Raw genomic sequence first — 13,555 nt, 5'->3', positions numbered from 1 at the left:
GGATTTACGGCGTGTCCCGGCAAGGGGGTGGAACCCTCGCCGCGCTCAGATAACAGAAGCGCAAACGCTTTACTGTTACTGCAACAACGACCGCAACATCCAGGCGTACTTCTCGTGCGTCTGCAGGCGCTGGGTCATCAGGTCCTCGGTGGGTGCGTCGTCGGCGTCGTCGGCCACGTCCAGCACCTTGCGCGCCGTCCGGCACACCGCCTCGTTGGCGGCCACCAACTGGCGTACCATCTCACGCCAGTCCGCACTGTCGGTCAGGCCCGGTTCCTCGGCGATCGAGGTCAGGGCCGCGAACTCGCGGTAGGAGCCCGGGGCATTGAAGCCCAATGCGCGGATACGTTCAGCGACGTCGTCCAGGGCTGCCCACTGCTCGGTGTACTGGGTCTCGAACATGGTGTGCAGCGAGTTGAACATCGACCCGGTGACATTCCAATGGAAGTTGTGCGTCTTCAGGTAGAGCGTGAACGCATCGGCCTGGAACGATGCCAGCCCATCGGCAATCTTCTTGCGATCGCCTTCCTTGATCCCGATATCGATATTCGGGGCCGAAGGGGCGGCCGACGCCAGCTTCTGCTTACCGGTCTGGGTCTTCTTCACCGGTGTCTTGGTCTTCGCCATGGGGGTGATTCTCCTTGTGGAATGGATGGCCTTCACAATAGATCAGACTAACCTTTCAGTAGTAATCAAAGTTCTAACCGATTCGATTGATGAGCACTATCGACAAACAATCTGCTTCCCGCCTGCGCCAACAGCGCGCCGCGATCGACGCTGGCATGAGCCGTGACCGTGGTCGCCTGCTCGGCCTGCTCTCGCGCTGCCAGTCCAAGCCCAACGATGCAGGCGTGGCCGCCGCGTTCGAACAGGCCCTGCAGGCGTCGGTGCAGCGGCGCGAGAGCCGCGCCCGGCACCAGCCGTCGATCAGTCTGGACGACAGCCTGCCCATTGCGCGTGAAGCCGAGCGCATCACCGCCCTGATCCGCGACCACCAGGTCGTGGTGATCGCCGGCGAAACCGGGTCGGGCAAGACCACCCAGCTGCCCAAGCTGTGCCTGGCCGCCGGTCGCGGCGTGGCCGGCATGATCGGCTGCACCCAGCCGCGACGGATTGCCGCACGTGCGGTGGCCACCCGCGTCGCGCAGGAGCTGAAATCCGAACTGGGCACGGTGGTGGGCTACCAGGTGCGCTTCACCGATCGCGTCGGCGACGACACCCGCATCAAGTTCATGACCGACGGCATCCTGCTGGCTGAAATCAGCAGCGACCGCTATCTGTCCCAGTACGACACCCTCATTGTCGACGAGGCGCACGAGCGCAGTCTCAACATCGACTTCCTGCTGGGCTATCTCAAGCAGCTGCTGCACAAGCGCCCCGACCTGAAGCTGATCGTCACCTCGGCGACCATCGACACCTCGCGCTTCGCCGAGCATTTCAACGATGCGCCGGTGATCAGCGTCGAAGGCCGCACCTTCCCGGTGGAGGTGCGCTACCGCCCGCTGGAAGGCGAGGGCGGGGGTGACAAGGAGGGCGGGCGCGATGGCGAGCGCACCGTCAACGAGGCCATCGTGGCCGCAGTGGACGAGATCACGCGCATCGATCCGCGCGGCGACATCCTGATGTTCTTCCCCGGCGAACGCGAGATCCGCGACGCGCACCAGGCGCTGGAACGGCGCAAGTACCGCGAAACCGAGGTGCTGCCGCTGTATGCGCGGCTGTCGGTGAAGGACCAGGACGAAGTCTTCAACCCCGGCAGCAAGCGCCGCATCGTGCTGGCCACCAACGTGGCCGAAACCTCGCTGACGGTGCCGCGTATCCGCTACGTGGTCGATCCCGGCCTGGCCCGGGTCAAGCGCTACAGCCCGCGCCAGAAACTGGACCGGCTGCATATCGAACCGGTGTCGCAGGCCAGCGCCAACCAGCGCAAGGGCCGTTGCGGGCGCGTGTCCGAAGGCATCTGCTACCGGCTGTACTCGGAAGCCGATTTCCAGTCGCGCGATGCATTCACCGATCCGGAAATCCGCCGTTCCAGCCTGTCCGGGGTAATCCTGCGGATGCTGCAGCTGGGCCTGGGCCGGATCGAGGATTTCCCGTTCCTGGAAGCGCCCGATGAGCGCGCCATCGCCGACGGCTGGCAGCAGCTGGGCGAGCTGGGTGCGGTGGATGACCAGCGCCGGCTGACGCCGGTCGGGCGGCAGATGGCGCGGTTGCCGGTGGACGTCAAGCTGGCGCGGATGCTGGTGGCCGCGCAGGCCCAGGGCTGCCTGCGGCCGATGCTGGTGATCGCCTCGTTCCTGGGCATCCAGGACCCGCGCGAGCGCCCGCCGGAAGCCCGTGGCGCGGCCGATACCGCGCATGCACTGTTCGCCGATGGGCGGTCGGAATTCGTGGGCGTGCTGCGCCTGTGGGATGGCTACCGCCAGGCCCACGAGGACCTCACCCAGTCCAAGCTGCGTGGGTGGTGCGAGCGGCATTTCCTGGGCTTCCTGCGCATGCGCGAATGGCGCGAGCTGCATCGCCAGCTGCGCGTGCTGTGCGAGGAACTGGGCTGGACCGAAGAACCGGCCACCAGTGCGCTGGACCCGTTGCTGGCCGGTTCGTCGGCGCCGGCCCCGGCGCGCGATGACGAAGCCAAGGCCAAGGTGACGCGCGGCCAGCAGCACCGCGCCGCGCGCCTGGCCCGCGAAGGCAAGAGCGAGCCGGCCGCCCCGGTGCCGGCCGCTGCGTCGGCCGTGGAGGGCCGCGAGGCGCGCAGTGCCTTCAGCGAGAAGGTGCGTGCCGCGGCCTATCAGACCCTGCACCGTGCGCTGATTGCCGGGCTGCCCACGCAGATCGGCCATCGCAGCGACAAGGGCGATTTCCTTGCGCCGCGCCAGCGGCGCTTCCTGCCGTTCCCCGGCTCGGTGCTGGCCAAGCGGCCGCCACCGTGGCTGCTCACCGCGACGCTGCTGGACACGCAGAAGATCTGGGGCCTCACCAACGCAGCGATCGAACCGGACTGGGTGATCGCCGAGTTGCCGCACCTGCTGCTGCGCAAACACTTCGACCCGCATTGGTCGCGTGCGCAGGGCCAGGTGCTGGCGTCGGAGCAGATCAGCCTGTTCGGGCTGGTGCTGGCACCGAAGAAGCCGGTGCACTACGGTCGCATCGCCCCCGGCGAGGCGCACGACATCTTCGTCCGCCAGGGTTTGGTGACCGGCGAGATCAACACCCGCGCCAGCGTCATCGCCGACAACCTCACCGTGCTCGAACAGGCGCGCGAGGAGGAGGCCAAGCTGCGCCGCGCCGGTATCGTCGCCGACGAAGCCTGGCAGGCGCGCTGGTACCTGGACCGGGTGCCGTCGGAGATCCACTCGGCCACCGCGCTGGATACCTGGTGGAAGGGCCTGACCCCGGAGAAACGCCATGGCCTGGCCTGGTCGCTGGCCGACCTGTTGCCCGGCGAAGGCAGCGATGCCGAGCGCTATCCCAAGTACCTGCCGCTGGGCGACGCACGCCTGGCGCTGCATTACCGCTTCGAGCCGGGCAGCGACGACGATGGCGTCAGCCTGGACGTGCCGCTGCACCTGCTCAACGCGCTCGATGCCGCGCGCCTGTCGTGGCTGGCCCCGGGCTTCGTCGCCGACAAGGCATCGGCGTTGATCCGCAGCCTGCCCAAGGCGATGCGTCGCAACTACGTGCCGGCGCCGGATTTCGGGCGTGCCTTCGCCGAAGCGTTCCCCGACCCGAGTGCCGACGACATCCGCGGTGAGCTGGCGCGGTTCCTGTCGCGGGCCACCGGTGCCCAGGTGGCGGCCACCGATTTCGACCTGGCTGCGCTGGACACCCACCTGCACATGAACCTGCGGTTGTTCGACGCGCAGGGCAAGCTGCTGGCCAGTGCCCGCGACCTGGATGCACTGCGCGCACGCTTCGGCGGGCAGGCCGGCGAGGCGTTCGCCGCCCGCGCCGGGCGCGCGCTGGCGGTGGAAGGCCTGCGCGATTTCCCGGCCACGCCGATCCCGGTGCAGGTGCCCGGCGAAGCCGGCGTTCCCGCTTACCCGGCGCTGGTGGATACCGGCGAGAGTGCGGCGCTGCGGATCTTCGCCGACCGCAACGAAGCGGCCGAGCAGCACCCACACGGGGTCCGTCGCCTGTTCGACATTGCCCTGGCCGACAAGGCCAAGCAGGCACGCAAGCAGCTGCCCGTGCCGCCCAAGACCGGGCTGCTGTACGCCGCGATCGAATCACAGGAGCGCCTGCGTGGCGACCTGGTGGATGCCGCCTTGAACGCGGTGCTGGCCGACGGCCTGGGCGATATCCGCGACCCGGCCGCCTTTGCACAGCGCCGCGATGCGGCCGGCAAGGGGTTGTTCGCCGAGGCGATGGCGCGGCTGAAGCTGGCCGAGAACATTCTGGCCCACGTGGCCGAGCTCAAGCCGTCGCTGCAGTCCACGCTGATGGGCTGGGCGCGCGGCAACCTGGACGACCTGGAGCAGCAGCTGGCCGGGTTGGTCCACCCCGGGTTCCTGCGGGATACCCCGGCCGATGCACTGGCCCAGTATCCGCGCTACCTGCGCGCGATGATCCTGCGCAGCGAACGGGCCAAGCGCGACCCACCGCGTGACCAGGCACGCATGCTGGAACTGCGGCCGTTCATCGACGCATTGGACGAGGCCGAGCGCCGCGGTCTGCGCCAACGCCCGCAGTGGCAGGCGCTGCGTTGGGACCTGGAGGAACTGCGGGTGTCGTTGTTCGCGCAGGAACTGGGGGCCAAGACCGGCATTTCGGCCAAGAAGCTGGCGCAGCGGATGGACGCATTGCGCCAGCTCTGAGAACGCCCCGCGCCCGGGTCGACGCCTCGCCTACTTGGTGCGGTGGACCTTGGCGCGGGTGTTCACCCCGTCCACGCGCAGGTACCAGACGCCCATGACGCCGGGGCTGATGGACACCGCCGGATTGGTCTTGCGCACGCCGGAGAGCACGGTGTCGTCTTCCTGCTCCCATTCCTGGCCATTGGCCAGAACGAACGTGCGCGCCTTGCCAAAGCCGCGGAACTCGCCCTGCAGGGTGCTGGTGATCGGCTCGTTGCTGCCGAAGTCGAAGAAGCCGCGGTTCTTGACGATGACTTCCTGGCGGCCTTCCTCACGCGCCTGTTCGCGGACCTGCTCACGCACCTGCTCGCGCGTATCGGCGGCCACCGCCGCCACCTTGCCCTGCAGCCAGCCGTTGAGCGCGGTCAGTTCGGCCGGGCTGAGCTTGTCCAGGCCGGCGGCCTTGAACTCGGCCGGCGACATCTGCTGCTGCAGGTCACCGTCGACCACGCGCTGGGCAAGCGCCGGGCTGGCCAGGCTCAACAGGACGGCCGCACTGGCCAGCAGGCGAAGACGCGAAAAGCGCATGGCAGATCTCCTTGGGTTTGCCGCAGTGTAGGGCCAGCGGGGTGGTGTTGGCGCGGGCCCGGCATGACGACATGCCGGCCGATGCGGTGGTTTTGATTGTCCGCGACCGGCCTCGGCGCTAGTGTAGGGGTCTCTGTCTTGCCTGCACGATGCTGTGAACCGCGCTTCTGTCCCCGGCCTGGATGCCTTGTTGAACCGACCCTCGGCGGCGTCGCTGCCGCCCGCCCTGCGCGAGGCGCTGCTGCAGCGCTGGCAGCTGCCCGATGCCGACGCGCAGATGCACTCCAGCTGGTCGGTGCTGGCCGATACGCTGGATGCGCTGGCGCTGCTGTCGGCCGATGAAAGCGCGCTGCTGGCCACGCTGCTGTTCGACCTGCCCGGGTTGCGCGCCGGGCTGGACACGCTGCCGCTGGGGACGCTGAAGCCGGCGGTGGCTGGCCTGCTGGACGGCCAGGATGCGGCCGACCAGGTCTGGGCGCTGCACGCCGGGCGCGATGCCGGGCGCAACAGCGAAGGCCTTCGCCGGCTGCTGTTGTCGATCATCCAGGACCTGCGGGTGGTGCCGATCCTGCTGGCGCGGCAACTGGCGCGCATGCGCGGCGCCGACCGCCTGCCCGAAGAAGAGCGCCGGGCACTTGCGCAGCTGACCCGTGACATCCATGCCCCGTTGGCCAACCGGTTGGGCATCTGGCAGCTCAAGTGGGAACTGGAAGACCTGGCCTTCCGCCACCTGGAACCGGACACCTACCGCCGCATCGCGCGCGAAGTGGACGAGACCCGGCTGGCGCGCGAGCGCTACGTCGAGACGGTCAAGAAGGTGCTGTCGCGCGAACTGCTCGCCCAGGGCATCAACGCGGAGGTCAGTGGCCGCCCGAAGCACATCTACAGCATCTGGCGGAAGATGCAGAAGAAGAAGCTCGCCTTCGAGCAGCTCTACGACATCCGCGCGGTGCGCGTGATGGTGCAGGACGTGGCCGCCTGCTACGCCGCGCTGGGCGTGGTGCATTCGCTGTGGGCGCCGGTGCCGAGCGAGTTCGACGATTACATCGCCCGGCCCAAGGCCAATGACTACCGCTCGCTGCATACGGCGGTGATCGGTCCGGACGGGCGCACCATCGAAGTGCAGATCCGCAGCCACGACATGCATGCCCAGGCCGAGCTTGGCGTGGCCGCGCACTGGCGCTACAAGGAAGGCAGCAAGGGCGCGGAGAAGGCGTTCGACCGCAAGATCACCTGGATGCGGCAGCTGCTGGAACACGCCCAGGACAGCCCCGCCGGTGAACTGGCCGGTGCCCTGGATGCCGAGCTCACCGAAGACCGGGTGTACGCGCTCAGCCCCAAGGGCGAGGTGATGGATCTGCCGCAGGGCGCCACCCCGCTGGATTTCGCGTACCACGTGCACACCATGGTCGGGCACCGTTGCCGCGGGGCCAAGGTCAACGGCCGCATCGTGCCGCTGACCTACCGGCTGCGCAGCGGCGACCGCGTGGAAATCCTGACTTCCAAGGAAGCCGATCCACGCCGCGACTGGCTGCTGGCGTCCAACGGTTTCCTGGCCAGCAACCGTTCGCGCGAAAAGGTGCGCGGCTGGTTCCACAAGCTCGATCGCGCCCGCAATGTGCAGGCCGGTCGCGACCTGCTCGACCGCGAACTGAAGCGGCTTGGCCTGCAACATGCCGACCTCGCCGTGGCGGCGAAGAAATTCCATGCCGACAGCGTGGACGACCTGTACATCCAGGTGGCGCTGGGCGACACCGGGCCCAACCAGGTCAGCCGTGCACTGCTGGAAGCCGAGCGCGCCGCCAGCCAGCCTGCTGCCCCGGCGTTGCCGCGCCCGACCGCGCGCCGCGACAGCCTGGGCAAGTCCAAATTCACGGTGCAGGGCGTGGGCAACCTGCTGGTGCAGCTGGCGCGCTGCTGCCAGCCGGTGGCCGGCGAACCGATCGTCGGCTACCTCACCCGTACCCGCGGCGTGACCGTGCACCGCACCGACTGCGCCGCGCTGGCGCGGTTGTCGGCGGCCAGCCCGCAGCGGATCCTGCCGGTGGAGTGGGGCCAGGCCGGCGGTGGCTATGAGGTGGACGTGGTGGTCGATGCGGTGGACCGCCGCTGGCTGCTCAAGGACATCACCAACCTGATCGCCCAAGAAGATGCCTACGTGCTGGACATTCACAGCGACAACGTGCGCAACAGCGGGCGCGCGCATCTGCGCCTGCGCCTGAAGGTCAGCGACTACGGCCAGCTCTCCACGCTGCTGGGCAAGCTGGATGCGCTGCCCGGTGTCAGCGATGCCCGGCGTCTAGGCTGACATCACGTGACAGCCGCTAGGCTCAGCGGATGAGCCGTCATTCCGACCGCGAGGATGCCGTCCACCCCGCGCTGCGCCGGGTGCGCCGCGAAGGACGCTGGTGGTGGCTGCAGGCGCGGCATGCACGCCGCGTGTGGCGCTGGGCGCTGCTGGTGGCCGTGCTGCTGTTCGTGGCACTGGTGCTGCTGCGGCGTCCCTTGGCCAACTGGTTCTGGAACGAACCCCAGATCGAACAGTTGCTGGACCAGGGCGATCGTGCGCTGGCCGCCGGCCGCCTGAGTGCAGCCGACGGCAGCGGCGCGCGGGAGTGGTACCAGGCCGCACTGGCGCTGGACGGGGACCGCAGCCAAGCCCGCACCGGCCTGGCGCGCACGGCGCAGGCGGCGCTGCAGCAGGCCCGCGATGCGCTGGACGCGGGCGACCTGGACGCCGCACGGCGTGCGCTGGCGCTGGCGCGCGAACTGCAGGTGCCACAGCGCGATGCCGATCAACTGGCACACCAGCTGCAGCAACGCGGCAGTGCCCACGCCGGCATTGCGGTGCTGCTGGGGCGCGCCGAGGCGGCGCTGCAGGCACAGCGCCTGGATGACGGCCCGGACAGTGCGCTGCCGTTGTTCCAGCAGGTGCTGGCGGTGGCGCCCAACCAGCTGCGCGCGCTGGAGGGGCGCGAAGATGCGTTGTCCGACCTGCTGCTGCAGGCACGCAGCGCCTGCGCCAGCGGTGACCTGGCCTTGGCGGCGACACTGCTTGGCAGCGCCCGCCGCTACGACCCCGGGCATGTGGACCTGCCGCAGACCGAGGCGCAGTTCAATGCGGCGCTGGAACAGGCCCTCGGCCGTGCCGACCGCGATCTGGCACGCGGGCGTGCGGACGCGGCCTGGGCGGGCTACCGCGCGGCAGCGGCAGCGGCGCCCGGGCATGCCCGCGCCCAGGCCGGGCTGCGCGAACTGGCCGATCGCCAGGCCCGCCACGCCACGCGCCTGGCGGGTGATTTCCGCTTTGCGCAGGCCAGCCAGGCCCTGGATAAAGCGATGGCGATCGACCCGCAGGCACCGTCGCTGGCCGCCGCGCGCACTGCCATCGATCAGGCCCGGCATGCCCAGCAGGCGTTGCGCGTTCCGCCGTCGACCCGCACCAAGGGCGAATTGCGCGTGCTGCTGGCGCGTTTCGAACAGGCGCAGGCGCGCGGCGACTGGCTGCTGCCGCCGGGCCGCAGCGCATTCGATGCCTTGCGCGCCGCGCAGGCGCTGGCGCCGACCGACCCGGCCGTGCTGGCGGCCGCGCATCAGCTGTTGCCGGTGCTGGTGACGTGCTTTGACGATGAACTGCGGCGCAACCGCGTGCGCGCGGCGGGCGATTGCCTGCAGGCCTGGCAGGCACTGGCCGCACGCGACAACGAACTGGGCGAGGCGCGACGGCGGTTGGGGCGGCGCTGGCTGGCCATTGGCAGCGAGCGGCTGGGGGCAGGGGACGCGCGCTACGCCCGCGAGGCGTTGCAGCAGGCGCAGGCGTTGGGCGTGCCGGCCAGCGAGATCGAACCGCTGCAGGCGCGGCTGCGCGACGCGGCCACGCTGGAACGCTGAACACAGCGCACCACCGTGGTCGGGTGGGTCGGCTATAGTGCGGGCGCGTTTTTGCCTGCCTTGTCCTTGGTATGACCCCTCCAGAACCCGCTGCCACCCGCACCCTTCCATCGGCCAGCGGGCGCCCTGCCATCGCCGCCGCCGACATCTGTGCGGTGATCGTCACCTACGCGCCCGAACCGGACCTGCTGACCCAGGTGCTGGACAGCGTGCAGCCCCAGGTGGGCCATGTGGTGGTGTTCGACAACGGCAGCCCCGGCATGGATGTCGCTGCCGGACTGTCAGGGAGGGCGGCGGTCAGCGTGGTCGCCTCGGCCTCCAACGTGGGGCTGGCGGCGGCGTTGAACCGTGCGATCGAACGCGCACGCGCGCTGGGTTTCGGCCATGTGCTGTTGATGGACCAGGACAGCGTGCTCGATGCGGGCATGGTGGCCACCCTGGCGCAGGCCCTGGCCACGCTGTCGCAGCAGGGGCCGGTGGCAGCGGTGGGGCCGCAGTTCGTGGATGCGCGCAGCGGCCGGCCGGCGCCGTTCGTGCGGATGGGCTTTCCGCTCAACGACAAGGACTACGGCGGGCCGGGGCAGACGGTCTCCTGCGATTTCCTGATCACCTCCGGCTCGCTGATTCCGCTGACGATGCTGGACCGGGTCGGTGGCATGGACGAATCGTTGTTCATCGACAACATCGACATGGACTGGTGCTTCCGGGCCAAGGCGGCGGGGCTGGCCCTGTATGGCGTGTGCGACGCGCAGATGCACCATCGCATCGGCGAACAGCTGCGTGCCTCGCGGGTCAAGCGCGATGGGGTGGTGGTGCACAAGCCGTTCCGGCTGTACTACATCATGCGCAACCGGGTGCTGCTGTACCCGCGCGCCAGCACGCCGCGGGTGTGGGTGGCCCAGGACCTGCCGCGGCTGGTGCTCAAGCTGATCGGCAATGGGATGTTCATCGCGCCCCGCTGGATTCGACTGCGGTTCATGTGCCGGGGGCTGTGGGACGGCGTGCGCGGCCGCAGCGGTCCCATGCCAACGCCCTAACGCTTGCTGTAGTGCGCCCGAACGGGCGCCGCCGCGATACCGCCGGCGCTGGTGTGCTGCGTTAGACTGCGCCGAGCCCACTGTTTCCCGATGCCCGTGCCCCGACGCTACGATACCGACGACACCGACGAGTTCGACGACGACACCGACAGCCACGGCCCGCTGTGGCGGCGTCGGCTGATCACCTGGGGGATGGCCGCAGTCGCGCTGTCGCTGGGCTTCCTGATTCCCTATACGGTCTATCTGAACAAGCAGGTCACCCAGCGTTTCGGTGAGCTGCGCTGGCAGATCCCGACCCGGGTGTATGCCCGCCCCCTGGCCTTGGCGCCGGGCGTGGCGATGGATGCCTCCACGCTCAAGACCGAGCTGGCCGCCGCGGCCTACCGCGATGACGGCACCGGCAAATCGGCGGCCACCTACCAGCAGGAAGGCGGTCGCTTCGTCATTGCCAGCCGCGGCTACAGCGATGTCGATGGCCCGGTGGCCCCGCGCCGCGTCGAGCTGAGTCTGTCCGGCGGGCAGATCGCCTCGCTGCGCGATGCCGACAGCCGCAAGGCACTCAAGGCCGCGCGCCTGGATCCGGCGCGTATCGCCACTTTGTACGGCCAGAAGCAGGAAGAACGCCGGCTGGTGCGGATCGAGGAAACCCCCGAACTGCTGGTCACCGGCCTGCAGGCGGTGGAAGACAAGGATTTCAACCGCCACCACGGCATCGACCTGAGCGGCATCGCCCGCGCGATCTGGGTGACCGTGCGTTCCGGTGGCCAGAGCCGCCAGGGCGCGTCCACGCTCACCCAGCAGCTGGCCCGCAGCGGCCTGCTGGGTATCGGCAAGGAACAGACCGTCACCCGCAAGTTCAATGAAGTGCTGTACGCGCTGATCATGGAAGCGCGCTACGACAAGCGCACCATCCTGGAGGCCTATCTCAACCAGGTGTACCTGGGCCAGCGTGGCAGCCAGGCCATCCACGGCATGTCGTCCGGTGCCGAGTTCTGGTTTGGCCGCGATCTGTCCTCGCTCAACACCGAACATGTCGCGTTGCTGATTGGCCTGGTGAAAGGTCCGTCCTACTACGACCCGCGCCGCAATCCCGAGCGCGCGCTGGACCGCCGCAACTTCGTGCTGGGCAAGCTGCACGAAAGCCAGCTGATCGACGACGCCGAATACCAGCGTGCGCTGAAGGCGCCGCTGGGCGTGCCCAAGACCCCGGGCCTGATCGCCGCCAACCGGTTCCCGGCCTACGTGGACCTGGTGCGTCGCCAGCTGGGCCACGACTACCCCGAATCGGTGCTGCAGGGCGCCGGGCTGAGCGTGATGACCGGCATGGCGCCGTCGGCCCAGGCCTACGCCGAAGGCGCGGTCACCAAGACGATCAAGTCGCTGGAAAGCAAGAAGCGCCCCGAGCTGCAGGCCGGCATGGTGCTGACCGACGTGCACAACGGCGACGTGCTGGCCGTGGTGGGCAGCCGCGATTTCGCCGAGCCCGGCTTCAACCGTGCCATCGAGGCGCAGCGCCCGGTCGGCTCGCTGCTCAAGCCGTTCGTGTACCTGCTGGCACTGGCCCAGCCGGATCGCTATTCGCTGGCCAGCTGGGTGGACGATTCGCCGGTGACGGTGCAGCTGTCGCGTGGCCGCAACTGGTCGCCCGGCAACGCCGACAACCGCAGCCACGGCACCGTACGCCTGATCGACGCGCTGGCCCATTCCTACAACCAGGCCACGGTCCGGGTAGGCATGCAGGTCGGCCCGGAGCGCGTGACCCAGCTGATCCACGTGCTGGCCGGGATCAAGGCCGAGCCCAATCCGGCAGTCATCCTCGGCTCCACCGACCAGAGCCCGTATGCGATGGCCCAGCTGTATCAGTTCCTCGCCTCCGGCGGTGAGATCCAGCCGCTGCATGCCGTGCGTGGCGTGCTGGACCCGCAGGGCAAGCTGATGAAGCGCTACGACAAGTCGCCCGCACCGGCCCAGGAAGGCGACTCGATCGCCGCCAACCTGATCAGCATCGGCCTGCAGCAGGTGGTGGCCAGCGGCACCGCGCAACGCTTGAATGCCGACGGCCTGGGCCGCCTGCAGCCGGCCGGCAAGACCGGCACCACCAACGATGGCCGCGACAGCTGGTATGCCGGCTACACCGGCGACCACCTGGCCGTGATCTGGATGGGCAACGACCAGAACGAGCAGGCCGGGCTGTACGGCGCCACTGGTTCGATGCGCGTGTGGTCGAGCATTTTCCAACGCCTGCCGAGCGCGCCGTTGAAGGTCAGCAGCAAGGGCCTGGACTGGCAGTACGTGGAAGCCAGCGGCACGTCCAGCACCGATGAAAGTTGCCCGGGCGCCCGGCGCTTCCCGTTCGTGGTGGGCTACGCACCGGCGTATGCGCCGTGCGCTCCGCCGCCGGCCGCCCTGCCTGAAGAAGAGGGTGGCGAAGGCAGCACCGAAGGCGGTGGCTGGCGCAGCTGGTTCGGCATGGGCAAGAAGCCGGAGCCAGCCGCCGAGCCGGCGCCGGCACCTGCCACCACTCCCCCAGCGCGATGATTCCGGAGCGAGGCCGGCCCGCATGACTACCCGAACCCTGATCCGTTCCGCCTGCCTGCTCAGCCTGGGCCTGGCACTCACTGCGTGCGTCACCCCGGCACCGCCGGTGAAGGCGCCCGTGGACACCACCACCCCGGCCCAGCGCATGGCGGCCGTGGAGGCGGTGGCCGTGGGGGCCGATGACAAGGAACTGGCCGTGCAGCCGCTGCGCGACGCCGAGATCGAAGACCTGCGCATGACCGCGCAGGTGCGCCGCCAGGCCAACGACCTGCCCGCCGCCGCCGAAGCGTTGAACCAGGCGCTGCTGATCTCCGAAGGCGATCCGTCTATCCTGCAGGAACGCGCCGAAATCGCCTTGCTGCAGGGCGACTGGCCGCGTGCCGAATCGCTGGCGCGCAAGGCGGTCGACCTGGGCTCGAAGACCGGCCCGTTGTGCCGTCGTCACTGGGCCACCATCGAACAGTCGCGCCTGGCGCGGGGCCAGAAGGAAAACGCCGCCTCCGCGCACGCCCAGCTGGAAGGCTGCACGGTGCCGGGCATCAAGCGGTACTGACCGCAGGCAACCCCCGTAGAGCGGGGCTCTGCCCCGCTGCACCGGATTCAGGGCAGCGGGGCAGAGCCCCGCTCTACGTGGGGTTTGCGTTCCGCCCGCGCAGTCCATGCGGGGGTTACGTTCCTTGCGCGCGCGCGATCCATGGGGCGGGT

8 protein-coding genes are annotated in these 13,555 nt (G+C 69.3%); 6 read left to right on the top strand and 2 right to left on the bottom strand.

All coding sequences use genetic code 11. The features are described from left to right. Positions 1–75 precede the first annotated feature (75 nt). Positions 76–627: a Dps family protein gene (locus ACZ0AE_RS15130; protein ID WP_038686762.1), complete on the bottom strand. Its 552-nt coding sequence runs from the start codon at positions 625–627 to the stop codon at positions 76–78. 89 nt (positions 628–716) lie between these two features. On the opposite strand from ACZ0AE_RS15130, the gene hrpA reads away from it, so the two are divergent. Beyond that, a complete protein-coding gene (gene hrpA / locus ACZ0AE_RS15125) occupies positions 717–4,817 on the top strand; it encodes an ATP-dependent RNA helicase HrpA (protein ID WP_463601499.1) in 4,101 nt (1,366 codons plus the stop codon). A 30-nt stretch (positions 4,818–4,847) separates the two neighbouring features. Here hrpA and ACZ0AE_RS15120 read toward each other — a convergent pair whose 3' ends face one another. Continuing rightward, positions 4,848–5,384 (bottom strand): hypothetical protein, encoded by a 537-nt coding sequence (locus ACZ0AE_RS15120; protein ID WP_448134221.1) that lies wholly within the window; start codon positions 5,382–5,384, stop codon positions 4,848–4,850. 154 nt (positions 5,385–5,538) lie between these two features. On the opposite strand from ACZ0AE_RS15120, the gene ACZ0AE_RS15115 reads away from it, so the two are divergent. The 5 genes from ACZ0AE_RS15115 (at position 5,539) to ACZ0AE_RS15095 (ending at position 13,403) form a co-directional block, all read left to right on the top strand. Next, positions 5,539–7,692 carry a RelA/SpoT family protein gene (locus tag ACZ0AE_RS15115; protein WP_038686768.1) on the top strand — a complete coding sequence of 718 codons (2,154 nt, stop codon included), beginning with the start codon at positions 5,539–5,541 and terminating at the stop codon, positions 7,690–7,692. 29 nt (positions 7,693–7,721) lie between these two features. Continuing rightward, entirely contained in the window at positions 7,722–9,275 is a 1,554-nt protein-coding gene (locus ACZ0AE_RS15110) for a hypothetical protein (RefSeq protein WP_463601498.1), read from the top strand. 71 nt (positions 9,276–9,346) lie between these two features. After that, a complete protein-coding gene (locus tag ACZ0AE_RS15105) occupies positions 9,347–10,312 on the top strand; it encodes a glycosyltransferase family 2 protein (RefSeq protein ID WP_463601497.1) in 966 nt (321 codons plus the stop codon). Positions 10,313–10,408: 96 nt separating this feature from the next. Further along, on the top strand, positions 10,409–12,850 hold the full coding sequence (gene mrcB / locus ACZ0AE_RS15100) for a penicillin-binding protein 1B (RefSeq protein ID WP_137191667.1): 2,442 nt from the start codon (positions 10,409–10,411) through the stop codon (positions 12,848–12,850). 22 nt (positions 12,851–12,872) lie between these two features. Continuing rightward, positions 12,873–13,403 carry a tetratricopeptide repeat protein gene (locus ACZ0AE_RS15095; protein ID WP_038686773.1) on the top strand — a complete coding sequence of 177 codons (531 nt, stop codon included), beginning with the start codon at positions 12,873–12,875 and terminating at the stop codon, positions 13,401–13,403. The last annotated feature ends 152 nt before the right edge of the window (positions 13,404–13,555 follow it).

Source organism: Stenotrophomonas sp. AC248 (assembly GCF_979258185.1).
The sequence above is the reverse complement of the archived record's forward strand: the minus strand, read 5'-3'. Positions and strand labels throughout refer to the sequence as shown.